Annotated in this window: 22 protein-coding genes, 1 tRNA gene and 2 pseudogenes; 8 read left to right on the forward strand and 17 right to left on the reverse strand. The window is 42.6% G+C overall.

Annotated features, from left to right (window positions below):
• Positions 1-40: 40 nt before the first annotated feature.
• The 11 genes from KJB35_RS27520 to KJB35_RS27570 all read right to left on the reverse strand — a co-directional run bounded on the left by KJB35_RS27520 (position 41) and on the right by KJB35_RS27570 (position 11,068).
• On the reverse strand, positions 41-2,020 hold the full coding sequence (locus KJB35_RS27520; RefSeq protein ID WP_238842993.1) for a DUF3732 domain-containing protein: 1,980 nt from the start codon (positions 2,018-2,020) through the stop codon (positions 41-43).
• On the reverse strand, positions 2,021-2,533 hold the full coding sequence (locus tag KJB35_RS27525; protein WP_213911053.1) for a three component ABC system middle component: 513 nt from the start codon (positions 2,531-2,533) through the stop codon (positions 2,021-2,023).
• On the reverse strand, positions 2,526-3,692 hold the full coding sequence (locus KJB35_RS27530) for an ABC-three component system protein (protein ID WP_238842992.1): 1,167 nt from the start codon (positions 3,690-3,692) through the stop codon (positions 2,526-2,528). Before KJB35_RS27530 ends, KJB35_RS27525 begins: the two co-directional genes overlap by 8 nt.
• A gap of 287 nt (positions 3,693-3,979) precedes the next feature.
• Positions 3,980-4,825: a hypothetical protein gene (locus KJB35_RS27535; protein ID WP_238842991.1), complete on the reverse strand. Its 846-nt coding sequence runs from the start codon at positions 4,823-4,825 to the stop codon at positions 3,980-3,982.
• Positions 4,826-4,895: 70 nt separating this feature from the next.
• Positions 4,896-6,386 carry a hypothetical protein gene (locus KJB35_RS27540; protein ID WP_238842990.1) on the reverse strand — a complete coding sequence of 497 codons (1,491 nt, stop codon included), beginning with the start codon at positions 6,384-6,386 and terminating at the stop codon, positions 4,896-4,898.
• A gap of 2 nt (positions 6,387-6,388) precedes the next feature.
• Positions 6,389-6,607 carry a hypothetical protein gene (locus KJB35_RS27545; protein WP_061066154.1) on the reverse strand — a complete coding sequence of 73 codons (219 nt, stop codon included), beginning with the start codon at positions 6,605-6,607 and terminating at the stop codon, positions 6,389-6,391.
• Positions 6,604-7,701, reverse strand: coding sequence for a site-specific integrase (locus KJB35_RS27550; RefSeq protein ID WP_061066153.1), 1,098 nt, complete (start codon positions 7,699-7,701; stop codon positions 6,604-6,606). The genes KJB35_RS27545 and KJB35_RS27550 overlap by 4 nt, the downstream gene beginning before the upstream one ends.
• A gap of 247 nt (positions 7,702-7,948) precedes the next feature.
• Entirely contained in the window at positions 7,949-8,134 is a 186-nt protein-coding gene (locus KJB35_RS27555; protein ID WP_054866597.1) for a hypothetical protein, read from the reverse strand.
• A 156-nt stretch (positions 8,135-8,290) separates the two neighbouring features.
• Positions 8,291-9,442 carry a hypothetical protein gene (locus KJB35_RS27560; RefSeq protein WP_171305591.1) on the reverse strand — a complete coding sequence of 384 codons (1,152 nt, stop codon included), beginning with the start codon at positions 9,440-9,442 and terminating at the stop codon, positions 8,291-8,293.
• Between the two features lie 188 nt (positions 9,443-9,630).
• Positions 9,631-10,893: a tyrosine-type recombinase/integrase gene (locus KJB35_RS27565; RefSeq protein ID WP_171757873.1), complete on the reverse strand. Its 1,263-nt coding sequence runs from the start codon at positions 10,891-10,893 to the stop codon at positions 9,631-9,633.
• Between the two features lie 84 nt (positions 10,894-10,977).
• Positions 10,978-11,068, reverse strand: a tRNA-Ser gene (locus KJB35_RS27570).
• Positions 11,069-11,397: 329 nt separating this feature from the next.
• Here KJB35_RS27570 and KJB35_RS27575 point away from each other — a divergent pair.
• Entirely contained in the window at positions 11,398-12,078 is a 681-nt protein-coding gene (locus tag KJB35_RS27575) for a MaoC family dehydratase (RefSeq protein WP_005375670.1), read from the forward strand.
• A gap of 63 nt (positions 12,079-12,141) precedes the next feature.
• Here the strand turns inward: KJB35_RS27575 and KJB35_RS27580 are convergent, their stop codons facing one another.
• Positions 12,142-12,966 (reverse strand): phosphate ABC transporter substrate-binding protein, encoded by an 825-nt coding sequence (locus KJB35_RS27580; RefSeq protein ID WP_017635752.1) that lies wholly within the window; start codon positions 12,964-12,966, stop codon positions 12,142-12,144.
• Between the two features lie 266 nt (positions 12,967-13,232).
• Between KJB35_RS27580 and KJB35_RS27585 the strand changes: the two genes are divergently transcribed.
• Entirely contained in the window at positions 13,233-13,586 is a 354-nt protein-coding gene (locus tag KJB35_RS27585; RefSeq protein ID WP_017821084.1) for a DUF3024 domain-containing protein, read from the forward strand.
• Positions 13,587-13,619: 33 nt separating this feature from the next.
• Here the strand turns inward: KJB35_RS27585 and KJB35_RS27590 are convergent, their stop codons facing one another.
• Positions 13,620-14,429: a helix-turn-helix transcriptional regulator gene (locus tag KJB35_RS27590; RefSeq protein WP_017635750.1), complete on the reverse strand. Its 810-nt coding sequence runs from the start codon at positions 14,427-14,429 to the stop codon at positions 13,620-13,622.
• 71 nt (positions 14,430-14,500) lie between these two features.
• Positions 14,501-16,504 carry an exoribonuclease II gene (gene rnb, locus KJB35_RS27595; RefSeq protein WP_238842982.1) on the reverse strand — a complete coding sequence of 668 codons (2,004 nt, stop codon included), beginning with the start codon at positions 16,502-16,504 and terminating at the stop codon, positions 14,501-14,503.
• 413 nt (positions 16,505-16,917) lie between these two features.
• Here rnb and KJB35_RS27600 point away from each other — a divergent pair, with 413 nt between their 5' ends.
• Positions 16,918-18,849: a DEAD/DEAH box helicase gene (locus tag KJB35_RS27600; RefSeq protein WP_005375680.1), complete on the forward strand. Its 1,932-nt coding sequence runs from the start codon at positions 16,918-16,920 to the stop codon at positions 18,847-18,849.
• Between the two features lie 72 nt (positions 18,850-18,921).
• On the opposite strand, the pseudogene KJB35_RS28475 reads toward KJB35_RS27600, so the two are convergent.
• Positions 18,922-19,165 (reverse strand): annotated as a pseudogene (locus tag KJB35_RS28475) (EAL domain-containing protein); the annotation flags it as partial.
• 71 nt (positions 19,166-19,236) lie between these two features.
• Positions 19,237-19,572 (reverse strand): GGDEF domain-containing protein, encoded by a 336-nt coding sequence (locus KJB35_RS28480; protein ID WP_238842981.1) that lies wholly within the window; start codon positions 19,570-19,572, stop codon positions 19,237-19,239.
• Positions 19,573-19,935: 363 nt separating this feature from the next.
• Here KJB35_RS28480 and KJB35_RS27615 point away from each other — a divergent pair, with 363 nt between their 5' ends.
• Complete coding sequence (locus KJB35_RS27615) at positions 19,936-21,129, forward strand: acetate/propionate family kinase (protein WP_053350660.1); 1,194 nt, start codon at positions 19,936-19,938, stop codon at positions 21,127-21,129.
• 68 nt (positions 21,130-21,197) lie between these two features.
• Here the strand turns inward: KJB35_RS27615 and KJB35_RS27620 are convergent, their stop codons facing one another.
• Positions 21,198-22,127, reverse strand: a complete 930-nt coding sequence (locus KJB35_RS27620) for a LysR family transcriptional regulator (RefSeq protein ID WP_238842980.1) — start codon at positions 22,125-22,127, stop codon at positions 21,198-21,200.
• A gap of 128 nt (positions 22,128-22,255) precedes the next feature.
• On the opposite strand from KJB35_RS27620, the gene KJB35_RS27625 reads away from it, so the two are divergent.
• The 4 genes and pseudogenes from KJB35_RS27625 to KJB35_RS27640 all read left to right on the forward strand — a co-directional run.
• A complete protein-coding gene (locus KJB35_RS27625; protein ID WP_017821078.1) occupies positions 22,256-23,170 on the forward strand; it encodes an alpha/beta hydrolase in 915 nt (304 codons plus the stop codon).
• A gap of 72 nt (positions 23,171-23,242) precedes the next feature.
• Positions 23,243-24,181 (forward strand): alpha/beta hydrolase, encoded by a 939-nt coding sequence (locus KJB35_RS27630; protein WP_005375705.1) that lies wholly within the window; start codon positions 23,243-23,245, stop codon positions 24,179-24,181.
• Positions 24,182-24,386: 205 nt separating this feature from the next.
• Positions 24,387-24,689, forward strand: a complete 303-nt coding sequence (locus KJB35_RS27635) for a Fis family transcriptional regulator (protein WP_132936368.1) — start codon at positions 24,387-24,389, stop codon at positions 24,687-24,689.
• A 441-nt stretch (positions 24,690-25,130) separates the two neighbouring features.
• Positions 25,131-25,312, forward strand: a pseudogene (locus KJB35_RS27640) (hypothetical protein); the annotation flags it as partial.

Consider the following 25,312-nt stretch of genomic DNA (forward strand, 5'->3'; position numbering starts at 1 on the left):
CTTGCTCCATCCATTATATAAATACTCCTATTAGGCGAGCTTAGTCTTCAAGCCAGTCTAGTGGTACAAGCTTGATTCCATCACGCCATTGTTCAACAAGGTGGCCATTTGAGATTGTTTTGACCAAAGTTGAAGGGGCATGATCGAGTACAATTACTTGAAGATTTGTACCTGTTTTATCTATTGCACTACTAAATACTTCGAATATTTTTTTTACTTGTACAATATCTTCATCTTGTTCAATCAAAGCTAATTCATCAGCATCACGCTCCTCATCGGAGTTCGCTTGGTGTTTTAGTTTACTTGGGAAGTACACCTGACTTGGTTGGTCATAAATTATGTAGTTCGGCACAGGTGAGTCCTCTAGCGAAGAAAAGTGTTGGTGTAACGCTAAAGTCATCGCTACATGATAGGACAACCAGTTCGCTCCACTTCCAATTTCCCAAAGATAGTCCTCTCGGCCATTGTGATTAACTTTTATTGTGAGCTCTTTTTCATGCAAAGAAATGGGAGCATCTGGATTTTCTGTGTCTAGTTGAGGAAGCCACTCAGTCGCGAGTTTATTGACTTTTGCAAGTTGTAGTTTTGTCTTACGGTCAAATTCTCGAGGGTCAATTTTGAGCCGCAATGCATTGAGCTCTCCTTTCAGACGCTTGTATTCTTTAGAAAGCTCGCTTTCATCTTCAGACTCACCCATCAAATTCAGTGATTTTTCAACTTGACCGACAAACTTACCTACAGAAAATGAGTCGTAGCCTAACTTTCGTTTATCACCTCGTAAAATCTTTAGTTGCGCATTCACATCCTTCATTTCTGAGGTCAATCTTGATAGTTCTTCTTCTAGATAAACTTTCTCCCTACTCAAGGCACCTTGAACACGCTCTGGCACTTTCAGTTCGGGTTCAATACTTGAAAAAGCATTGGCGAGAGGCTCTAGCACCAACGTTCTTATTTCATTAGGTTCAGAAAACAAAGATGGATGCATCTCACCTTGATTGAGAAGCCATTTACTAATGGATAAGCGCTCTCTTTTTAAGCGCGAAGCGTTTGAGTGACGATTGGCTACGTCATTCATTGAGTTGATATTGTTCAACCGACTTTTTACTCTGGCTAAGTCGTTTGAGATACCTCGTGAACGCTTGCTCATTAAGGCTTCCTGTTGTGAGGAAAACTTTATGTTTGCTGCGTTAGTAGAATAATCAATTTCTTTGTTGGCAACGTTTTTTAGTTGTTTTAATAGTTGCTCTGGCTTGAGTTTATATACATCTTTATCTGTACTAATTAGCCCTAGCTCAATAGCTCTTATTACATATGCTTGAGCACTAGATAACCAGTCCTGATTTTGGCGCTTGAGCTTCGAGTACCTTCTTTCAACCTTTCGAAAGTTCTCTTCTAAGTTTCTTATTCTGTGCTGGTTTTCGATATCGACGTTACTCAACGCACCGAGCACATAAGGAAGCACAGTAACTAACTTGCTTTTATGCTCAAAAGAATCTGTTTTGTAGAACAATGCATTTGGGTTAGCAACGATATTCTGAGGTTGATAGTTAAAGGCAGCTAAATCTCTTGTACTCGTTCTCTTTTTATCTAACCTGCCAGTATCGTAGAAATCAAAACTAATGTTTGATACACCACTAATCTCGTTAAGCCTAGTTTTCACAGTGTCGATATTTACGTTATGCTTTTCGATAACTGATGGTAGTTCAATGTCATCTGCCTCAACAAAGAAAGCATTTGATGTTGATTGTTGACTGCCAGGGTCTCTTCTTGCAATAAGCAGTCTCGATCTCGCCGTTTTAATCTGCACCCCATACCATGAAGTTGTATCACGAATTGTGTTAACTGGTATTGAGCACTTAGATGACCCTAAGCAATAGTCAATGATGGGTATTAGCGAAGACTTACCTGATTTTGAGGAACCAGTGATAAGGTTGACCTTATTTAACGCAAACTCTATAACACGTGGTTTATGATTGGTCTTTCTTGGCCAAAGAATTACCTTTTCAATTTGAAAAAACATCTAAAAAATCACCTTTAGTTCTCTAGTTAAGTCTTGAGCTGTCATTCCTGAAAACCAGACACCGAGTTTCTTCGAGCAACTGACAAGCTCTTTCATCGCATCCGTGAGTTCGCTATTGGGTAGGGGTTTTATCGAAAGATTTGGTGTAATTAGACCTGTAGAACTATCAATGAGTAGTAATCCCGAGTCAAAAGCTACAATAAGAGCATCTAAGGTTTTGGCTTTTTGAATACCTACTCGATTATGAATGGATAATGGAATATCTGCCGCAATAGCTTTCGAGCTTGAAAACTTAGCTAAGTATGATTGCAGAGAGCCTTTTGAACTAGCAAGTACACTTCTAGTATCCCCATACAAAATAAATGGAAAGAGGCAGAACAATTTGCTTGGATGAATAGGTTCTTTTGTTTTCTGATAGTGGGCTAAGGCGTTGACCCAAAGCATATAGCTACACATTGCAGGATTATTTATCTCCCACGCTTCTCTTTCTAGAGCACTTTGGGGTCTAAGCATCAGTATCTCCAAGTTCCGTATCAAACTGAGGATGCCAGCCAATAGTGAGGTCATCAGCCATTGTATGCAGAGTTCCGTGAGCAAAAAAATCGTCTACTTTTTTATACTCAAGATCGTAGCGATTTACGCTATCCAGACACTCGTAATATAACCTTTCTCCAATTTCTGTTTTAGGGTGACCCTTACAGTCAATATGAATTTTCTGTCTCTGGATACGCCAGTGGCGACTGAGTGATCTTTGATATGTCTTATAACTCGAATCTTGAACTTCACCATTTAGAGTCCATTCGACCACCGCATCTTTTGCTTCTAAATTAGCTATCACAGCTTCCTCTAATTCAACACTGTCAACGTCGATCAGGTTCAGTTGTTTTATATAATTGGGTTCCGAACTCAGAGTGCTTCTTACGTCTGCGCTATCGCTAGTCCTAGTACAAAAATAAGTCAGGATAGTTTTCTGCCTATATCTACTTTCGATTGCCCCTAGCCTTTCACCGAAAGCTTTAGCACAAATAACAGTTTGCTCCTTACGCTCTGCTGCTAAGGTCAAAACATCACTTGTCCAGCCGATAATTTCAAACATTATTTCGTCTATGTACTCTTCTATTGCTCCTAACCGATTCAAAGTGTACGAAGCTCGTAAATCATATGGTGCAGAACCCGAACCATGGCTGTAGGCGAGGTTAATGATTAGTGCGCAGGCATGTTGCTTCGAAGCTGCAAAGTTATTCACATAAGGCTCAATTGAAGAGGATGGGGTGTGGACTATTGATAAAATTTGATCGAATGCTATGGCTGCTTCATCTTTAGTTTTAGCGTTCAACAGCAACTCAAGCACATCACTTGTACACTTCTTATTCGTGAACAAAAGAAAAGTCGTTTTTTCTGCATCAACCACATCATTTTTGATAAGGTCAATCCAATTGGATATTGTTTTCCACAAATCTTTACTTTGGTTGCTAACGATATTTCTTTTAGTAGTTGAAACTTTGTCTTGCTCAAGAGTGGAAGTTGTGCCGTTATGCTCTTCCAGGTCATCAAGTATCTCAAACCCTACACAACTGCCATTTTTTGTCTCTATAAGCCGTTGCACGAGCCGATACTCTTGCGTTTTATAGCCGAGCCAAGAAGAAATAGCACTAGTATTATTCTTTTTCATTCAACCTCTTATGTAGCCAACACACTAGTAGCACTATACTAATTGAGGTCTTTTGGGACAAAAATCAACCAAAACATAAAAGTGCATATGATTTTAATGCGTCTCGTCACATATTTGGCTGACAATATAACTATAAGTGCTGGAAAAACTCTAACCGAACTTTACAAGCCGATCCTCTAACACATTTGCGTATTATCATGTTAGAGCAACCTGTTAGATCAAGCCTCATTCTAGTTTGGAAACTGATGATTACCCGCTAACGAATCCGCGTTAGCATTACAATCATCTTAACTAATCTCTGAATCACGTTTCCTTTCTGGCGCATGTAATGCGTCCTGATAGGCAGTTAGCTTTGCTCTTGCCTCAGCTAACTGATCTTTTGCTTCATCATACCCAACCGCAAGCTCAGCAAGGCGTGATTGAAGGCTTTCGTTTTCGTTTATCGCGAACTTCAGTTTCACTGTTACAGCTGTATGATCGTTTTGTAGCGCTGAAAGCTGTCCATTCAGGTCTTGGTGTGTGCCTTGAAGCGTCTCGTATTTCTCTGCCGCTGCGCTCAAGTTATTCGTAAGATGAAGGTTGTGCTGTAGTAACTCAGAATTACTTTGTTTTGACTCAGCCAGCTCACATTCTAGTTCTTCAATTTTCTCCTCAAGCTGTTCTTTTTCCTCAACTTGCTTCTTAAGGCGTTCTTCAATATCAGAATAGTCAGCTTCAGCTTGCTCCTTGGCTCGATACGTTAGGTTATATTTTGCGTCGAGATCTCTGACACGAATAGCCATTATGGTTTCATAGTGCTCGTGCGCTTTGTTGTTCAAAGCGCTTGTCATCTCTCGCATTACTTTGCAAAGATCCTCTTCCCGTTTAGCTAAAAGCTCTTGTAGTTCAGCAGGAAGGTCATACGACAGAAAGGCAAGAGTCGCTTCATCGTCTTTTGTATCTGGCGCTTTTCGCACTTCGACGGAGATATGCCCGTCTTGTATCAACCGATCTAAATCCGCTTGAATAGTAGAAATTCTTCCTCTCCCAAGCGCTTCCTTGATGTACCAGCCAGAGGGCTTCTTTCCTTTGCTGATCAATTGAGTCGCAATGTTGATGACATCGTCATCCGTATATGATCTTGGTCTAGCCATTGTCTTACCTATGTTTTAGTTATTATGTTTAGGTTAGTTAGTTAACTTACTAACTTACTAACTTACTAACTTACTTATCCAGTGAAGCTTCCGCTCCAATATTAATGTTGGCTTCCTTTATGGTCTTGATTTCCTTAGAAACGCCTTGTGCTACTGAAGGAGGAAGCTCAAGTGCAGCACTAAAAGCGGAATCAAGATACTCAGCTTGCTTTATAGCCATCTTTTTGTCGCGAGCATTGATAGCAAGTAGCACTTTCTTGAACACACTTACCAACCTCGGAACGATAGCGTCGGTTAGCTCTAGAGCCAGTTGGGATAACCGTGATTGTTGATCTTTAAGCTCTGTTATCTCAGTGGTTACTGTGTCTTTTTCAATTTGAAGCTCACTAAGGTTGACCTGCGCCTGAGCTACGTCATCGAGTAACTTGTCAAAGTTATCTTTTAACGAATGAGTGTTTTCTACTAGCTCATTGTACTGCTGCTCTGCTGAATGAACCTTTGCTTGAACCAACTCAAGTTGGTGCGTGTAGTAGTTATGGCTTCGAGCAGACTTAGGCAGGTTCGATTCCTTATCTATCTTCTTGCGCAGCGCCGATTTTTGCTCTGTTTCGGGAGCAAATTCAGCTTTCAAACTCTTGCTCTTAAATAGTTGCTCATTGGCAAAATCAAGCATCATACGTTGATGGTAATGACCAAACTTTTGACTGAGCTTCCTGGTAAGCTTGCCATTCTCTGGAAGCGACTTTTCACTAGGGTAGTTTTCACGGATATACTCGTTGACGACGTTAATCTGAGTTTTCCTCAAGTCATATTCACCAGTTTGGTTGTTCCTACCCGAGATAAAGTAGTGAGTATGTGCTCCAGTATTGACATCAACACTTCGCTCATCGTCATGTCCAATGATTGCCTGAATGTCGTAAGCAGGATAATGGTGCTTCAAAAACTCACGCGTAAATAAAATGTATTCTTCAAGCGTTATGGTGTCGCTGCCAACGTTCCATTGATGTGGAACTTTAAAGATGCCTTCTTGCATGAATACGTTGTTCGCTGCTGGTCGATGCTGCAACTGGTTATAAGCGTTCAGATACGTTTCTAGCATCTTGATACGTTGCTTTTTCCGCTGCATTTTCAGCTTTTTAAATTGCTCGATACGTGAATAGGGCACATGCCCTTTGGCGTTTAAGACTGCTTGCAAAAACTCCGCAGCCTCTGTATTTCCTTTTGTTGTTTCACTCTTAATGGCGTTGTTCATTTTGAGGCGATACTGCCGCTGCTGAGTTTGCAATTTCGATTGATTGCGAACTTTGGGTTGTGGTGCCAACTGATACAACAGCTCTAAACGTTCATCTTTAGGCAGCGATTGCAAGGGTAAAACCTTCGAATCGAGCCAAATTAAGTTGGTATCTACCAGCTCCTCATTCCATTCTAACCGCTTAGACACATTAACAGCGGTGGGTGGTGCAATACGCAATGAGTGAGCTAGAGAGTGTTCGCATTTAACTCGATCAACTGGTTTTGATGTGAAGTTAAAGCGTCGATGAAAGAATCGAATTTCCTTCATACTCACCCCCGAAGGGGTGAGTATGGTAGAGAGTCAAGAGAGCCATCTCTTGCCCGCAGTTCACGTTCATCTTTTTGGAACAAAAAGTGTGACGGGAGCGCAGCGGGTTGCTTAGTCATCTCACTTTTTAAGTGAATGACTTTGGCACCAATGGTGCCATTCTTGGCAGTGAAACTGCCAAGGCTGACACCACAAATGCCAATCGTTGAGGAAGCTATCATGACTGGCTCCCAACAAGCATTTTGACCGCAGCGAGAAGCTCAGGTTTAGTTTGTAGCACTTGAATCAAAGCTACGAACTCAGATGAAATTTCTGTCACAGGCACGGACTCAGAGACTTCCATATCAAACGTACTAGACAGGTTCCTTGCCGAGGCACTTGCGTAGTCGGGGGAGTCTACAGCTATCCATTTGCCATAATGTTTGTCTATCATTGCCGTATCGCTATGGCCCATCTGACGCGCAATCCACTCTTTAGAAATACCTGCCGTCAGGTTTTGACTCGCAAAAGTATGTCGAAGTTGACTTGCGCCACGGTGCTCCACTCCAGCCTTTTCTAGAAATGGCTTGAAAAAGGTTTTATTAAACTGCGCTGCGTGAATGAAAGGGGCATCAGTTTGACTGTTGTAAAAGACAAACTGTAAGTGTTCTTTGATACGACTTTTGTTATCACTTTGCAGCACCGAGATTTCACGAGTCGCCTTGTCACCTGTCAGCTTAAGCTGTTTTAGCAACACTTGAATAGCCAACTCATTGAGCTCGACTTTCCTTATTGACTCTTCAGTTTTTGGAGTCTTGTAATCACTGAGCACCTTGGCCCGACGAACAAACATTTCCTTGCGTTTAAAGTCGATATCTTCCCAAGTTAGTGCAATCAGTTCACTAATCCGAACACCAATAAGCACATTCAACATGAGCGCATGCTTGCCATGTAGACACCCATGAGTACTGTGAAGGCTGTTCAGTTCCGCTTTAGAGAAAGGTTTGGGTTCAACTTTGCACGCTTTAAAGTTCTTGACGTCTAACATTGGGCTAACACCAATAGCACCATCACTGGCAGCGTGCTTGAAAGTACCTCGCAATACGGTCATGAACTCATTGATTGTTTTGTTCGCATAACGCTCGTGGAGGTCGTCAAATAAATCTAGAATGTCGCTATGACAAATGTCGGAGATTAATGTCTCACCGAAGTAGCGCTTCAAGGCGCTCGCTTTGCACTTGTTGTTAACAAGAGTTGATGGAGCAACTCTGAATTTTCGGCTTTTGATGAATTTATCTGCGTAATCTTTAAATTTTTTGGGGTTCCTGTTTTCCATTTTCTCAACTTAGGCAGCTATGGCTGCTCTTCTATTTGAGAGCATCATATCTAGGCAAAATCAGGAAGTCCAAACTGAAAATGCTAATATTATTAGTTACTTATTATAAAATCAGAGCACTTTCGTTCTTAATCAATCAGTTAAGAGTTAGCATTTTTTTTCAAAAAAAATGGAAGGCGGTACTGCCTTCCAGTGGTTGAACTTCAAGAGGTGTAACGGCTGATCTCTTTGAGGGTAAACCGACCGATTAAACTTTTCTTGCTGCTTTACTGACATGTTCTGCAAACTTCTCAGCCTCTTGTACTGAGTAGTATTTACGCTTTCGTCGATGCTTCATTTTGCTATCTCCTCGCTCAATTTTTGTTTGGCTATTGAGTTCTACAGACGATGACTTTCTAACGAACTCATCAGGTTGATTTTTTGTTTCACTCATGTCTTTGCTTCAGTTAGATAGCAGCGCTTTCAAAAGCGCTTTCAAAAGCGCTGCGAATACGGGTGATTAAAGTTCTGCTCATAAGTAACTCCATCGGATTACCATGAGTGAGCAACGACATTGATTTTGTAAATCTGTCGCTGCAACAATGGCTATTTAATTCACTTCTGGGATTAAACTAAGTAGAAAATTGCTAGGATTGCCATGAGTAAGCAAACGGACTCCTCGTGTTAATTGATGATGCAAACTGCCTACTGAGTTCTTCACGGCATCATTCACTGCATAAGTCAGCGTAACGTCATCACACAGCTCTTTATTTTGTTGATTTACCAAACCCGTTTCAAACAGGTATTGCATTATCAGCAGATACAGCTCATCGACGTAATCGTTCCTGGTTGGTATGTGGTTCTTATAAGCAAACTCCTCATACTCTTCTTCAACGATATTCCACAAACTGTAGAGCGAGAAATTAATCGCTTGAAGCTCAGAAAACCAACTAATATCGTCACCAATACCTGATTCTCCTTTTTTTTCAAAACGGCACTCGTTTTCATAGTGATCAACAATACTCTGCGTCATTATCTCTGCAAGTCGATAATGCTCATGTACAAACAAGAGCAAAAGATGACAGTCACGCAATTGATGAAGTTCGTTATAAAGGGAAGAGTACTGACTATTCAGTTTAGGTGCATGCCGATAAGCATCAATTAGAACCTCGTTACATGAAAGTGACATGATCTTATAGCTCTGTTCATCAAAAGCAGAATAACGCTCTTTGACACTGCTGGGAGTGTAAAGGCGCTTATTATCTAGTCCCGTCCATGAGTTGGGAACGATCATGTTATCTCGTGAAGGAAGATGCCATTTTAAAAGATAATGACCTGTGGATGCTTTTGTTTCGTTTTCATCCGTTACTAAAACAAATTCGATACCGAGTGCACTTTGAAAGCTCATAGATATTAAAGATGGCTCTAAATCTAACAGAGCTGGTTTGATAGTGCTTGCGACTAACTCGATCAACTGCTCTTCCGATAAGCTGTAATCGCAGAAAGCCCTGGTGACACGTTGCCAAATGGTGTTTTGAAAGCGAGCCTCTAAAACGGAGTCACTTTCTTGCTTCCAATCCACCAATACATCTTTATTTCGACTTAACCTTTGGTGGACTTCATTAGGGCTGAGATTAAACAAAATGTACGCAAGCATATTATCCCTCTGACGAAAAGGAATACTTAGCTCTAGATTGCGTCTTAGATGTTCATTGAAAGCGTTGGTTAACTTAGTGTAAGTCGATTTGTTGCGTAAACGCATAGCTGTCTCTCCGACATGCAATAGCAAGCTGCGGCTGGCGTTTACAAAAGCTTACTAATGCACTGGGTTTCAGCACAAAGACTTTAAATTAAGTTAAATTGAGTACGGACAGAGGTAGGTATCGCCAGCGACCAGTGTATGTCATCCGCACTCATTGTAATCGGTTCTAAATTTTCAATGCAAGAGATTTAGAACCGATTAAGCGTAAATGCATTAACAGCATGCACCAGCTTCTCTGCTGGAAGTTGCTTGCCGTAGTGTCCGTAGGTCATGCTGGTATTTTTATGCCCTACGATTTGAGCTACCACATGTTCTTCAATATTAGCTTGCTTTAGTTCATCGACGAATGTGTGTCGGAAAGAGTACGCAGTGGGGCGACTACCTGCTTTAAACCCACAAGCAGTCAGAACGTCACCCATGCTGTCTCTGAAATCCTTTGACCAATCGGAATCCTTACCCCGAGGGGTAAAATCAAAGAGCTGCATTTGTTTTTTATCTTGCCGAGATTTCACATATTCGAGAAAGCCCATTTTTATTAACCCTTTATGGATGGGAACTTTCCGTTTAGAAGATGCATTTTTCAGGTGTTGCTGCTCTCCGTTGTCGGTAAAAGAGATGGTTGGTATCGGGCCATCTATGTGGATATCAGCTACTCGAAGTTGGCAAGCTTCCGAAGGACGGCAGCCATGCAACATCATGACTTTAGTGGCCCATTGGAAGGATGAATCCTGCTCTTGAAAAGCACGACTGGCAAGCAGGCGTGTTAGCTCCTTTTCGCCCCAGCGTAGGCGCTGGGAATGAGACGAGGTGTTTTGGGAGGGTAGCTTTACATGTGCAAATGGGTTGTTGGCTATCAGCTCTTGCACGACACACCAATTCATGAATTGTTTGATGGCCGCGAGATAGTCCCTTAAAGTCTTATGGCTTAATCCTCGACCTAAGAGCTTATCTCGATAAGCCATAGCAACGCTACTGGTGATACTCGTTCCTTCCTGTTGCTCTACAAACTTTAAGAAGTCTCCATTACGCTGCTTTAACTGCTTAAGAGTGAGGTTAGTGACTTTTTCTAGGCGCTTAGATTCAATAAAACGATTAAGAGCATCATTATTGATGGATGGTATCTGTTTATTTGGCTTGGGCTCATACGTTTCCGAGAGCAGACGACATGTTGAGTCTCCATCACCTGTTTGTTTATTAAAAGAGACTCTAAGCTTGTTAATCTCAGCATTAAGCTTTTGCTTAAAATCTGGAAAGGGTAAAAACTTTGTCTGTGCTAACTCGAAAAGCTCGAAGATTACTTTTGTCTGGTCAAGATTGCGTTTGTAAGCCATACGGCGATCACGCGTGGCTAGGGATAAGCGAATTTCCTTAGGAAAACCGTTTTTTTGAAGGGAAGTCGGGATTGCAACGCGTGTGTAGTACACGCTATTAGGTTGTCGAAACAAATACATCTGTATCATCCTCTTGTATTTGTCGACTTTTGAGTTATAAAAACGAAAAAACCGCTGTAAAAACAGCGGTTTAATCTTTAAAAGTGGCGGAGAGATAGGGATTTGAACCCTAGATACGCTATTAACGTATGCCGGTTTTCAAGACCGGTGCTTTCAACCACTCAGCCATCTCTCCGTTGTGGGCGGTATAATAAGGAGCATAGTCCGACTTGTAAAGTGCTGAATTATAATAGAAGTACTGTTTGCTTGTTTTATGATCACTGATGTGATGTTGGACAGTTTGAAAACGGAGTGAAAAAGGGACAAAAAGTACCAATTTATAGAGTTTTTACTTTATATCGGCGCACGTCAATAAAATGGTGTTTTATTGTTATCTTGCTGATATATAAGACATAACATGCTTTTAGGGTACATGTGTTCGCCCGAAAGTATTTGCAAGACTTTGTGAACTAATTCAAAATTAACTGGTATAGCCAGTTGTGCTTAGAATTCTTAAGGGTGTTTATGAAGGTCACAAATCTATTTAAAGACAAAGTTGATGCGATTTCTGCTCATCAATCCGAGTTTATGAATTGGATGTCTCCAACGTTACGCGATTATTGGAGTGACTTTTTGGGGAAAGCTCAAAATAGCTTTCTTTTCTCAAAAGTTCGTGATCACCAGCAGCCAGCCGTCAACGAAGAAGTTGCACCTCAACCTGCACCGATCGTAATGGCACCTGAGGCTCAAAAGCTTTATGACGAGTTAAGTGAAAAAATTGGCGAAGTTATTCACACTGGTGATTGGGTTCATGTGTCTCAAGAACGTATTAACCAATTTGGTGCGGTAACGGAAGACATGCAATGGATTCATACTGATCCAGAGCGTGCTTCAACTGAATCTCCATTTAAGACAACTATCGCTCATGGCTTTTTAACATTAGCATTGCTGCCTAAACTGACGGATTCAGTCGATCCAGACAAGCCAATGTTCCCAACAGCTAAAATGGTAGTTAACTTGGGTTTAAACCAAGTCCGTTTCCCTTACCCTGTCAAAGCAGGCAATAATGTTCGTGCAGTCAGCACGTTAACAAAAGTAACGCCAATCAAAAAAGGTTTGGAGATTGAGCGCGAAATTAAAGTGGAAATTGAAGGTATTCGTCGACCTGGTGCGGTTGTGGTCTCTGTAATTCAACTGCATTTCTAATTCCGAAACCGGATAGAACACGACATAGTAAAAGAGAGCATCAGGGTGCTCTCTTTTTCATTTTTACTGATTAAAGTTTTTTACTGGCGTATAACCGTAATCTGCAATCGCTTTTTGTCCCTGCTCTGAACGAAGGAAAGCGATAAAACCTTTACCTGCATCGCTAATCTTATCTACTTTGTATAGCACTAGGAATGGTCGCGCCAACTTGTACTTATGATTGCTAATGTTTGTCGAGGTTGGGTCAATACCATCTAACTGAATCGCCTTGATCGAGCGATCTACTGACCCTACAGAGATAAAACCAATGGCGCGAGTGTTATGGTTAACAATGGTTTTTACCATGCTGTTGCTGTTTACAACCAAGTTGTTTGGGCTGATATCCGAGACAAGGCGATCATTAACGATTTTGGTCAGTCCCAGCAAGCTTTCGAAGCTGTAACGTGAACCTGAAGACGCTTCTCTAGTAACCACCGCGATAGGCTGATCTGCGCCCCCGACCTCTTTCCAATTCTTAATTTTACCTTTGTAAATATCAAATAGTTGTTGCTGAGAAAGGTTTTCTACAGAGTTGGTACGGTTTACAACAACAGCGAGGCCATCATAAGCGATAGGGTATACATTGAGATCTTCACCTTTTTCGCTTTCAGTCAGATAGCGAGAGCTCATGCCTATTTCGGCTACTCCTTTATTGACCATAGTGATACCAGCACTCGAACCAATGCCCTGAACAGCAACGTAATCGTCTGGGTGTGTTTTGTTGTATTCCTCAGCAAGTACATCCATCACACGAGCAACCGACGTTGAACCTGAGATGTTGATTTCTTTTGCAATGGTAGGGAGGGAGACTGCTATGGCCAATAACGTCGCCACAGTAAAACGTAACATATTAAACTCCATATACGGGATAAAGCAGAGTTTATGATATTGCGTTCAGGTTACACTTTTGTGAACTGTTAGCGCTAAACAAAGGAATTGTTTCTAGTCAAGAGGTGATGGAGCTAGCGTTTCCAAGTGGATTGAGATGATAATCTGGGCAAATGATAATATAGCTATCTTATACTTGAGTTAGGTAGATAACTACCATCGGTGATGATGTAAAGGTTATATACTAGGATCGACAGCTCTAACTATCATCCATCGGGAGAACGTTGATGTCAGTGTCCCAAATGGCGACAAGTCGTTTATACAAATCAGTTCAATCGCTCTGCTCTGCGCGTAATGCTAACTTGCCTGTCGAACAGGGCAAGTGCCTCTATGAGCTAGTAGAAAATGGCGTTGAGCTTCATCGGGCGCATTTTCTCCTCGACTCCCAGCATAGCGAGTATACTTCTCCCGTCGCGAAGATCATGTTTGATGAGGAAAACCAACTTTGGTATTTCTATGTTCCCACATATCACAACGAGCTGTTAAGGTGGGTGCCTTATAAGCCACTTCCATTTAGCCGAATGCTTGAGGACTTACTCAACGAGTTGGAGCGCGATCCTCAAGCGTGTTTTTGGGAATAGGGCGAGCCCAACGGATGCGAATGCCGACATGATTTATACTTTAGGCCTAACAACTTGGTTTCTAAAGTCTTTGGGGGTCATGTTATAAACGGATTTAAATGCTGTACTGAAATGCGCTGCACTTTTAAAACCAGACTCAAACGCTATTTCTGTTATTGATTTTTCTGACTTGCGCAGTTGGGTTGCTGCGAAGTTTATCCGTTTCACCTTTAATATCTGAGAAAACGAAAGATCATCTGCGGCGAGGCGACGTTTTAAGGTTGCGATGGACATGCTCATATGAGCCGCTAAGCCTTCTAGCGTGATGTCTTTTTCAATATTACCCTCAATGTACTTAATGGCTTTTTGAGAGTCGCTCAGGCTACTTGCATCATCTATGATAGATAGGATGTTTGGCTCTACCTCAACCATCAACGACAGCAATGCCATTGCGATATGGCTTTGTGTGTAGTCTGGAGCATTGCGACTCGCTAACTTAACCAACATGTCCTTCAATTGTGCTACTTCGCTACTGGATTGCGTTGAAAAAGGATAGAAGCGCCTTTCTTCCGTTTTGGAACGTAGCATCGGGTGCGCTTTCTTAAAGTCACAGAATATATTTGGATTGAAGACTAAAGCCAGTGCTTTAAAGCCTCCGTCACTAGAGACGGCTTCTGCACTGCTCAGATCTGCGGAGTTATAGAGTGTGAAATCTCCGGCTTTAAGTTCAAATTGCTCGCCATTAGGTTGATGAACTAATAGGGCACCTTCTTCAACAATATATAACCCATTATGTGTTGCAGTGTAACGCTCACTTTTGCGCGCAGTGAAGTGATTAAAGCGAATGATCTCAATGTTCGGCATACTCTTTCTTATCGTTTTACATAACAAATAAAAAAGGCGCTCAATAGAGCGCCTTTTGACTTCATTCGGTATTATTCACTTACAGTCTGTTCTGTTTGTGCTGCTGGTTGTTCAGCGAATACCTGGGTTGGCTTTGCAACTAAACTGCGGTTTTCTTGGTTTACGTCCGTAAGGACAATTTCCAATGTATCCCCAAGTTTGTATACGACCTCTTTATCGATAGAGATGGTACCGTTGTCGCCATTGCACTCAATTCTTTCTTTATTATCAAGAATTAGTGCACCAGGAATAAAGGCTGCTGCGCCATTTTCGAGAAGTCGGACACGTGCGCCTGCACGATTAATATCGAAAATCTCACCTGTGAAACAAGTTTTCTTGCTCGGCTCATCAGCAAGCGTGCGTGCATATAGCCAATCTGAGACATTTCGCTCAGCGATTTTATGATGTTTACGATGTAGAGCTAGCTCTTCGCCTACTTGGTCATCTGGTTTTTGTACGGGTTCTTTACCAAGGATGACGGCCTTCAACATACGGTGGTTGATCATATCACCGTATTTACGAATTGGTGATGTCCAAGTTGCATAGATGTCTAAACCCATTGCGTAATGAGGCAGAGGCTGATTACCCACCTCACTGTATGCTTGGAACTTACGAATGCGGTTATCTAGATAAGACGTTTCTTGAGCTGCCAACCAGCGGCGCAACGCAGCAAAGCCTTCTAGCGTAGCAATAGACTCCGCTGTGAACTCCAACTGGCCTTCTGGATTGACAAGTTGAACCACTTCTTCAATCTTCTCGTTCTTGATACCTGCATGCGTATTGAAGACACCTGTTTCAAATTTATCGCGTAATGTACGACCTGCACAGATGTTTGCGGTAATCATGGATTCTTCAACAAGACGGTTTGCACTGCGGCGCATGTCTGCGTGGATAGCGATTACATCGTTATCTTCACTGAGCTCAAAACGGTAGTCAGGACGATCAGGGAAGACCACTGCGTTTTTCTCACGCCATTCAGCGCGAGCAAGAGAGAACTCATAAAGATCACGAACGATGGTCGCGATCTCTTCAGATGGCGTCCATGCTTCAGAGCTGCCGTTTTCTAACCAATCAGACACGTGATCGTATGCTAGGCGTGCATGTGATTTGATGTTTGCTGCGAAGAATTTAATATCGTCGCCAATCACACCATCTTTACTTACCGTTACGGTACAGCAAATAGCAGGGCGGGTTTCACCTTCAATCAGAGAGCATAGGTTGTCCGCTAAATCACGAGGTAACATCGGGATGTTACGACCTGGTAGGTAGATAGTGTAGCCACGTTCGCGAGCCACCTTATCCATATCGTCTTCAGGTGTGATGTACGCTGTTGGGTCTGCGATTGCGATAGTCAGCTCGAAATCGCCAGATTCTGTCTTCTTCGCGTACAGCGCATCGTCCATATCTTTGGTTGATTCACCATCGATAGTCACGAAAGGAACGTGAGTCATGTCTACACGTTCTAGATCCGCGTCGTCTTTCAGTTCCCAGTTCTCGATACCTGCTGGCTCAGAGTTTGGTAGATCATTTTGAGCAAGCGTTACCCACCAAGGAGCAATCTTGTCGTTTGAATCGGTAATCTTCTCTGAAATTTCTACAAAGAAAGAGTTATCGCCTTTAAGCGGGTGGCGAATAAGATGCGCGACAACCCAGTCACCTTCAGCAAATTCATCAGGTTTTAGACCTTTCTTTAATTTCGCTTTAAGAGAAAGCTTTTTCAGCTGTGGGTGATCTGGCGCTACGTTTAGCTTGCCTTTGAACATTTTTACTCGGCCAATAAAGCGAGTTACGGCTTGTTCTAGCAGCTCTTGTGGTTCTGCGACTTCGCGTTCGTTTTCAGTGCGGATGATGGCAACCACTTTGTCGCCGTGCATGCACTTTTTCATGTACGCTGGTGGGATGAAGAAGCTGGTTTTACTGTCCACTTCCAGGAAGCCAAAGCCTTTATCAGTTGCTTTGATTGAGCCTTCTTTTTTAGGCAGGTTTTCTTGGATTTGCTGCTTAAGCTGAGCGAGTAGTGGGTTATCTTGAAACATCTTTTCTTAAATTACCTATGGAGTTGGGCACACTATAATCATTGCGAGCTATTATTACTACCTGTGGAGCGTAATTTCGCCGTGAATTTTGCCAATTTAACCACGAGAAATTGGCTTAAATATTGATGAAATTCTCATCTGTGAGTTACACGAATCTACGGGGAATGGTAGGGCTGGTGGAAAAATATGCTAAAAATACCATTGTTGAGAATAAATTGTGATGTAATTCAATTTTTTCTGGATTTTTTTATGCTTTTAAGGAATAATCCGCCTCCCTTAGTCGTCCCTAATGGCTTATCGCGGTTGTGTACTGTGCTGTGTTCCCGTCTGAATGGAATCAGTATCTGGATGGATCAGTATCGAATTGGAAGAGCATATGGGACTGTTTTTTTGTTTAATTAAGTAGGATCCCAATGCAAGATTCTGTTATTCAATTCAGTGATTTATCTCTGAATGATTCTATCCTTTCTGCTCTAGACGGAATGGGTTTCGTGTCACCAACTCCAATTCAGGCTGCGGCAATCCCACACCTATTGGAAGGTGCTGACGCGCTGGGTAAAGCTCAAACAGGTACAGGTAAAACAGCAGCGTTCTCTCTGCCTCTTCTCAACAAACTCGATCTAAACCAACGCAAACCGCAAGCGATTGTACTTGCTCCGACTCGTGAGCTGGCAATTCAGGTTGCAGCGGAAATGAAAAACCTTGGTAAAAATATCAAAGGTTTGAAAGTTCTAGAGATTTACGGTGGCGCATCTATTGTCGACCAAATGCGTGCTCTTAAAAGTGGCGCTCATGTAGTTGTCGGTACTCCAGGCCGTGTTCAAGATCTTATCAATCGCGAACGTCTACACCTAGACGAAGTTAGTACTTTCGTTCTTGATGAAGCAGACGAAATGCTAAACATGGGTTTCGTAGATGACGTAACTGCGATCATGGAGCACGCTCCAGAGTCAGCACAACGCGTTCTGTTTTCTGCAACTATGCCTCCAATGCTGAAGAAGATCGTTGAACGCTTCCTTCGTGACCCTGTAACGGTTGACGTTGCTGGTAAAAACCACACTGTAGACAAAGTTCAACAACAGTTCTGGGTAGTGAAAGGTGTAGAGAAAGATGAAGCGATGTCTCGTCTTCTTGAAACTGAAGAAACTGACGCGTCAATCGTATTCGTACGTACTCGTCAAGATACTGAGCGTCTGGCTGACTGGCTATCTGCACGTGGCTTCAAAGCAGCTGCACTGCACGGTGACATTCCTCAGTCTCTACGTGAACGTACTGTTGATCACATCAAACAAGGTGTTATTGACATCCTAGTTGCAACTGATGTTGTAGCTCGTGGTCTTGACGTTCCACGTATTACGCACGTATTTAACTACGACATCCCATTTGATGTTGAGTCATACATCCACCGTATCGGTCGTACTGGCCGTGCTGGACGTAAGGGTAAAGCGATCCTTCTAGTTCGCACTAACCAAATTCGTATGCTTCGCACTATCGAGCGTGTAACTAAGTCATCTATGGAAGAAATCCAACTTCCTCTACGTGACCAAGTTGCTGAAGCTCGTCTAGCTAAGCTAGGCGCTGAGCTTGAAGCAGAGAAAGAGCACAAAGCACTAGACAAATTTGCTGAGCTGGTAGAGAAACTACAAACTTCTCTAGACATCGACCCAGCAACACTTGCTGCTATGCTTCTTAAGCGTCAGCAAGGCAAACGTCCTCTGTTCTACATTGGCGAAGACCCAATGGTTGAAGCAATTGAGCGTGACAAGCAACGTCGTAAAGAGCGCCGTGAAGGTGGTCGCGACGGCGGTCGTAACTTCAACAACCAAGACTGGGATACTTACCAGCTTCAAGTTGGTCGTGAGCAAGGCGTTCAAGTTAAAGACATCGTTGGCGCTCTAGCAAACGAACTAGGTCTAGGTAAAGGTTCTATCGGTGCGATCAAGCTAGCTCAAGGTCACACATTCGTACAGCTACCTAAAGCAATGACTTCAGACGCGGCGAACAAGCTAAGCAAACTACGTATCCGTCAACAAGATGTTGGTGCTGTAGTATGTGATTTCGATGATTTCCGCGAGTCTCGTGGTGGTCGCCGTGACGGTGGTCGTCGCGATGGTGGTCGTCGTGATGGCGGTGGTTACCGTGGCAACCGCGAAGGCGGCAATCGTGGTGGTGATCGTCGTGAAGGCGGTCGTCGCGAAGGTGGTTTCCGTGGTAACCGTGACGGCAACCGCGATGGTAATCGTGAAGGTGGCGAACGTCGTTTCGATCGCAACCGTGGTGGTGATCACCGTGGTGCACATCGTGGTGAACGTGGTCACGGTCGTGGCCGTCGTACAGACGCATAATCACGAGTGATTAAAGCGACGGTTTAAGTTGCTACAAAAAGAATTGAAAGCCGAGCAAAGCGCTCGGCTTTTTTATGCGCGTCTAATACGGTTTTGCTTTTCATCGTGTTTGTTTACCCAACTTATTACTTCGTCTAAGGGCAGGGCAGAACAAGTAACCCTGAATGATGTCACAGCCTCGACTTCTCAAAAAATGCAGTGTGTCCATGTCTTGAACGCCTTCTGCTACGACCGAATACCCTAATCCATGTGCTAGCGCAATCGTGTTCTCAACGATAGAGCGGGAGCCTTCAGTGCGGCTTGCTGTGAAAAGAAATTAACCAGCTTACCTTGAAACGTATTATCAATCTTTCGACGTTTTTGAGGTTATCTCATAATTTGAATCAGTCATTGGCCTTCAGGTTGTGTCATGTCTTCGATAGACTCAAAGTAGTATTTACGATAAGGGAACCCAGTAAGAGCGTCATGGACGGCATTGCGCTTCTCTCTTTCAGCAACAGTATGAAGCTTTAATATCGAATCGTTGCTCCACTTAATCACCAGCACGACAAAGATACTGCCGCCAAAAAGTATAAGAGAAACCCCCGTTTCTAAGAGAGAAGTAATAGGTTTTTGCATGATAGCGTGCAAAAAAACGGCATAAGCAAAAATGAAACAGCTGATTAACAATAATAGGAAAGTCCACCCGGTTACGTCAGTTTTCGAGCTGATGTTTTTTGTCATCTGCCATCCCCAGCAGAGCAAAATCAAACCTAAGATCGCTAATAGAAATGCAATAGTGGGCACATTATTACCCCGATTTATTGATTGGTTTGTTATTTTTGTTCACCCAATAAACAACGTAGCTTATATATCTGACTTTGTACAAATTGACCTATTCATAAATTATGTTTAACAAGTGATATTTTTTAGTCTTCAAATAAAATCAAAACTTGCTACAGATCAACAAAATTTGTTCAATCAAATCGCTTTTACTAAAAGATTGTTGAAAGATTAAAAAATTATTGAATAATAGAGGGGCAAACAAGAAGTACGCAGCGCACAAGCGCTATTACAACCTCTGCTCTACAACAGGATAACTATTTCATGTCTAATTCGTTTGTACTGGTGATCAACTCTGGTAGCTCTTCATTAAAATTTGCTGTTATTGATTCTGAAACCGGTGAAGCTTTGGTATCAGGTATTGGTGAGTGTTTTGGCCTACCTGAAGCTGAAATCAGTTGGAAATATCAGGGAGAAAAAACCGTTGAAGCAATTCCAGCTGGCGGTAACCATCATCAGTACGCTGTTGAGCGAGTGGTAAAACTACTCGAAACTCTAGGTTTGAGCTCAAAATTTGTCGCTGTAGGCCATCGCATTGTCGCAGGCGGTGAAACCTTTAAAGGAACTGTGAAAGTTGATGAAACAGTTATTCAAGAAGTAGAGCGCCTTGCTGAACTTGCACCACTTCATAACAAAGCGAACGCTGAAGGCATGAGAGCGGCAATGGCGGCGTTCCCTTCACTGCCTCAATTTGCTGTATTTGACACTGCTTTCCACCAAACAATGCCAGCCAAAGCCTTTATGTACGCACTTCCTTACGAGCTTTACGAAGAGCATAAAGTGCGTCGTTACGGTGCTCACGGTACAAGCCACTACTACGTAAGCCGTGAAGCAGCGAAAATGCTAGATAAGCCGGTTGAAGAAAGCAGCTTTATCACTGTGCACTTAGGTAACGGTGCATCAGTGAGTGCGGTTAAAAATGGCGAATGTGTTGATACAAGTATGGGTTTGACGCCGTTAGCTGGCCTAATGATGGGCACTCGCTGTGGTGACCTCGACCCAAGTGTTATCGAGTTCCTTTTCCGTAAAGGCTGGGAAAAAGACGAAGTGTTCGAGATGATGAACAAGAAGTCAGGTTTCTTAGGTGTATCTGGTGTGACAAGTGATGCTCGTGGCGTACTAGAAGCAATGGAAGCGGGGAATTCACGTGCGAAGTTGGCATTTGAGATCTTCACTTACCGCGTTGCGAAATACATTACATCCTACCTCGCGGCTCTGGATTCATTAGACGGCATCATCTTCACTGGTGGTATTGGTGAAAACTCACTACCAATTCGTCGTGAAATCTTGAAAAACCTAAAACTGTTAGGTTTTGTTGAAGATGAGAAAGGTAACGAAGATGCAAGATTTGGTAACGCAGGTGTTATTGCAGCATCTGAGTTGTTAGGTGCCAAAGCTCTTGTTATTCCTACTAACGAGGAATTTGTGATAGCTAAACAATCGGTTGAGCTATTGTAATATATAACGAAAACAGAAAGTTAAAAGCGAGCCTCGTGCTCGCTTTTTTATTTAAAGCAATTTGGTAATTACTCTTTGAGTTTCAGAGCTTCGCGCTTTTCGATTAAAAAATCCATCAAGACGCGGATTTTTTTCGGCATATGCTCTCGTGAAGGCATATATAAATAAAACCCTGGAAACTCTTTGCACCAAGGTGTCAGAACTCGGGTCAATCTTCCCTCATCTATGTGCTTTTCCACCCATAAATCAATATGCTTCACTAAACCCACACCCTGTATTGCAGCTTGTAACATACTATAGTCATCATTAAAAATAGCATTACCTTTAGGCTCGAAAACGAGGGTGCGCTTTGCAACATCTGGAGAGGTTAGCGACCAATGATCAATTGTTCCGCTAGAGGTAAAACGATAAGAAAGGCAATTGTGATCTTCTAAATCCTCAGGAGTTTGAGGTAGTCCATTTTGCCTAAAGTATTCAGGAGAGCTCACTATTGCCGTTGTTAACGGCGGAGTAATAGGGATCGCAACCATATGTTCATCTAAGCTTAATCCTAAGCGAATGCCAGCGTCAACGCCTTCTGCGACGATGTTAGAAAACCCATCATCCATGATTAGCTCTAGGCGTATTTTAGGATAACGAGAGAGGAACTCACCTAGATAGGGCTCAATAAGCAGCCGAGCAGCGGTTCTTGATACACTGATACGGATTAATCCCGAAGGCTCAAGATGAGAGTCGTTCAATTCGTTAACGACCTGCTCAATGTTCACCAATGAAGGTTGCAAAATATCAAGCAGACGTTGGCCTTCTTCCGTCAGCGACATACTTCTGGTGGTTCGATTAATTAACCGAACTTGTAGCTGTTGTTCTAACGCTTTTAGGTGTTGTGATAAGGCAGCACGGGTTACCCCCATTTCTAAGGCTGCTTTAGTGAAACTGCGATGGCGAGCAATATGTGCAAACCACGTCAGTGATGAAATTAAAGAAGGTTCTATTCTCATTTGTTAAGTATAACTAAACAGTCATGTAGATAAAACGATATTTATCCGAAACAGTGTGTTGACTAATATTACATCGAAGCTTAGGTCAGCCTGAGATGAACAGTTAACCTCTAATGGAGAATGTCGCTATGTCTAAAGTCACTTTCAAAAATCTCAATGGTCAAGGTATTGAGATTTCAGCGGTTATCAACTTCCCTACAGATTTTGATGCAAGTAAACAATATGCGGCGGTTGTTGTTTCACACCCAGGTGGTGGCGTAAAAGAGCAAACCGCAGGCCTATATGCGAGTAAACTTGCAAAAAGCGGCATAATTGCCATTGCGTTTGACCGTTCGTATCAAGGTGAAAGTACAGGTGAGCCTCGCCAAATGGAAAACCCTTACACGAGTACTGAAGACGTGAGCGCAGTCGTCGACTATCTGACAACGTTAGAGTACGTCGATAACGATAAAATTGGCGCAATGGGGATTTGTGCTGGTGCGGGCTATAGTGCAAATGCAGCGATCAATGATCGTCGAATCAAAGCACTGGGTATGGTTAGTGCCGTAAACATTGGCCAAATGTTCCGTAATGGTTGGGATAATTCGGTTAACGATGCTGACGCTGTTGGTTACTTAGAATTTGGTTCGAATGCTCGCACAACCGACACGAATGGTACAGAATTCGCGACTATTCCTCTAGCTCCGATGCGTGAAGAAGATGCCTCAAATGCAGAGCTACGCGAAGCTTGGGAGTATTACCACACACCACGTTGTGAACATCCAAATGCGCCGGGTTTTGCTCTAACTCGTAACTTAAACCAGATCATTACTTACGATGCGTACCACAAAGCGGAAGCATTCCTAACTCAGCCAATTCTTGCTGTCGTTGGTAGTGACGCAGGCAGCAAATGGATGAGTGATGACCTGATAGAACGTGCAGCGAGTTCAGATAAAACCTTGTATGCCATTGATGGTGCAAACCATATGTCGCTTTATGATGTTGCCGAATACGTCGATGACGCAGTATCCCAACTCGCATCTTTCTTCCAACGCACTCTTTAATATTCCCGATGAAAGGCTCAATTGCTTCGAGCCTTTCTGCTCTCAAGGCTTTTTACTCTTAAGGTATTGATTATGAATATGCAAAAAATCACTTTTAGAAATGCTGATATGGCTTGGGATATGTCTGCATTAATTTTATTTCCAGAAGGCTTCAATGAATCGAAACGCTACCCAACAATGATAAGCGTTCATCCTTTTGGTAGTTGTAAAGAACAAACATCCAGCGCTGTCTATGGTAAAGCCCTTGCTGAGTTAGGTTACGTCGTGATCGCATTTGACGCGAGCTTCCAAGGAGAATCGGGAGGATTGCCTCGCTACGTAGAAGACCCAAGTCAACGTGTTGAAGATATCAGTCGCGTTATCGACTATGCAGTAACTTTACCATATGTCGATGAGAATAGAATTGGTGGACTCGGTATCTGCGGCGGTGGTGGTTACATGATCAATTCAGCCCTAACCGAAAAGCGCTTGAAAGCTGTCGTAGGTATTACGCCTGTTAACTTAGGCCGCTTGTTCCGTGAAGGCTTTAGTATGTACGACCCTATCGCCAATCTTGAAGCTATGGCTGCACAGAGAACAGCCGAAGCTCGCGGCTCAGAGCTGAAAATCGATGAACTTCTTCCTCCAAATATTGAATTTGCAAAAGAAAATGGATTAACAGAACGAGACGTGTTCGAAGCTACTGAATACTACAAAACATCACGTGGACAAACCGAAGGTGGTGCAACTCGTATGCTGTTTTCACATGCACAGAAAACACTGAGCTGGGATGCCTTTGCATTTGCCGAAACGTTATTGACTCAGCCTGTTATGGCCGTGGTAGGGCAAAAAGTCGGGGCGTTTGGTGCTTATCGTGATGGGCAGGAAATTTATGGCCGCTCTGTTCAATCAAAAGACCGACAGCTGGTTAATTTGGAAAATTGGTCTCACTATGAACTGTATGACCATCCAGAAGCAGTCGGCATTGCAATGGACAAGGTTTCTGCATTCCTTGAAACACACTTAAAATAATCTAATAAGTTAGAAGCGTTTTGTAGAGTTGCAAAGCGCTTATTTTTAACAGCGTAAGATGTAGTTCGAAGCGAGTAGGTCGGTAAATCTTCGTGCGAATAACCTCATCTACAGGCTATTGACTAAATACCACTGCCAAATACTGTTTAAGACAATGTAGACTGAGACCTAATTAAAGGCGTTAGATAGGAAGGCAGTTTAATTCATGCGCAAATCAGATAAGAAGGTCGAGAATCTAATTAGAGAAGTGTTGACCGAAGTTTGTGAAGATACGCTAAAAGGCTACGATGGCTTTCTTTGGGTGACTCATACCGTCAAATTCTCTTCTTTTCCACAAAGTTTAGAAATAGTCTGCGTATTCGAAACGAAGCAAGATCGAGCTAACTTTTTTGAAGGAGAGGGCCGCCAGCATGTTTCCACAACTATTCAAAAGGCATTTAATAAGGCAGGAGTGCAACTAAAGAACGCCAGTAAGCAAATCAGTTACGATACAAAACAAAAGTGTTAGTGCGGGCAGCAATGGTCCGTAATAAAATGGTGCTTGGCTACCTTGCTATAAAAATGCAAAGGGCACTGGATGGGCAATGAAGCTTCAGCTCACTTAGATATACATCGGTGTAACTATGAGTTATGGAGTTATGGAGTTATGGAGTTATGGAGTTATGGATTGTGAATACGGTTGGTTTTCTAATGTTGCCTTAAGAGGCCATGATTAGTCGTTTACAATGAGTAAAGTACAAACTTCTGCATGGTGGATATCCGCAGAAAATTATTGAAAAGAAAGGCTCTAGCTGGAGCGGTCTATCATTTTCTTTGGGTTACCTCGACTATGAATAGCTTAATTGCTATGTTTCGCAAAATATATGGAGAATCTTCTGCTCGTTATCTTCAGATGCCGTGCAGAAGAATGTGTTTGCCGGCTGAGGGAAAAATGAAAACCAAAATAATAATGTCTTTTCTACTCGCTACATTATGTGTCAGTGTCAGCGCCAGTACGAATGAGCCGAAATACCATTCTGCGCTAACAGTCAAAACGGGATTCAGTGAAGACAGAGACAAGCCTGTGGAAGTCTATTATTGGTATCCCACAACGAACGAAAAAAACAACTTCTCGTTTGGTAGGGGGAACAT

The sequence above is a fragment of the Vibrio sp. D431a genome, from assembly GCF_030248655.1.
Classification (GTDB): Bacteria; Pseudomonadota; Gammaproteobacteria; order Enterobacterales; family Vibrionaceae; genus Vibrio; species Vibrio alginolyticus.

Coding starts and splice junctions, on each gene's coding strand:
- KJB35_RS27520 (WP_238842993.1), bottom strand. CDS start 2,020: ATGTTTTTTCAAATTGAAAAGGTAATTCTTTGGCCAAGAAAGACCAAT.
- KJB35_RS27525 (WP_213911053.1), bottom strand. CDS start 2,533: ATGCTTAGACCCCAAAGTGCTCTAGAAAGAGAAGCGTGGGAGATAAAT.
- KJB35_RS27530 (WP_238842992.1), bottom strand. CDS start 3,692: ATGAAAAAGAATAATACTAGTGCTATTTCTTCTTGGCTCGGCTATAAA.
- KJB35_RS27535 (WP_238842991.1), bottom strand. CDS start 4,825: ATGGCTAGACCAAGATCATATACGGATGACGATGTCATCAACATTGCG.
- KJB35_RS27540 (WP_238842990.1), bottom strand. CDS start 6,386: ATGAAGGAAATTCGATTCTTTCATCGACGCTTTAACTTCACATCAAAA.
- KJB35_RS27545 (WP_061066154.1), bottom strand. CDS start 6,607: ATGATAGCTTCCTCAACGATTGGCATTTGTGGTGTCAGCCTTGGCAGT.
- KJB35_RS27550 (WP_061066153.1), bottom strand. CDS start 7,701: ATGGAAAACAGGAACCCCAAAAAATTTAAAGATTACGCAGATAAATTC.
- KJB35_RS27555 (WP_054866597.1), bottom strand. CDS start 8,134: ATGAGTGAAACAAAAAATCAACCTGATGAGTTCGTTAGAAAGTCATCG.
- KJB35_RS27560 (WP_171305591.1), bottom strand. CDS start 9,442: ATGCGTTTACGCAACAAATCGACTTACACTAAGTTAACCAACGCTTTC.
- KJB35_RS27565 (WP_171757873.1), bottom strand. CDS start 10,893: ATGTATTTGTTTCGACAACCTAATAGCGTGTACTACACACGCGTTGCA.
- KJB35_RS27575 (WP_005375670.1), top strand. CDS start 11,398: ATGAAGGTCACAAATCTATTTAAAGACAAAGTTGATGCGATTTCTGCT.
- KJB35_RS27580 (WP_017635752.1), bottom strand. CDS start 12,966: ATGTTACGTTTTACTGTGGCGACGTTATTGGCCATAGCAGTCTCCCTC.
- KJB35_RS27585 (WP_017821084.1), top strand. CDS start 13,233: ATGTCAGTGTCCCAAATGGCGACAAGTCGTTTATACAAATCAGTTCAA.
- KJB35_RS27590 (WP_017635750.1), bottom strand. CDS start 14,429: ATGCCGAACATTGAGATCATTCGCTTTAATCACTTCACTGCGCGCAAA.
- rnb (WP_238842982.1), bottom strand. CDS start 16,504: ATGTTTCAAGATAACCCACTACTCGCTCAGCTTAAGCAGCAAATCCAA.
- KJB35_RS27600 (WP_005375680.1), top strand. CDS start 16,918: ATGCAAGATTCTGTTATTCAATTCAGTGATTTATCTCTGAATGATTCT.
- KJB35_RS28480 (WP_238842981.1), bottom strand. CDS start 19,572: ATGACAAAAAACATCAGCTCGAAAACTGACGTAACCGGGTGGACTTTC.
- KJB35_RS27615 (WP_053350660.1), top strand. CDS start 19,936: ATGTCTAATTCGTTTGTACTGGTGATCAACTCTGGTAGCTCTTCATTA.
- KJB35_RS27620 (WP_238842980.1), bottom strand. CDS start 22,127: ATGAGAATAGAACCTTCTTTAATTTCATCACTGACGTGGTTTGCACAT.
- KJB35_RS27625 (WP_017821078.1), top strand. CDS start 22,256: ATGTCTAAAGTCACTTTCAAAAATCTCAATGGTCAAGGTATTGAGATT.
- KJB35_RS27630 (WP_005375705.1), top strand. CDS start 23,243: ATGAATATGCAAAAAATCACTTTTAGAAATGCTGATATGGCTTGGGAT.
- KJB35_RS27635 (WP_132936368.1), top strand. CDS start 24,387: ATGCGCAAATCAGATAAGAAGGTCGAGAATCTAATTAGAGAAGTGTTG.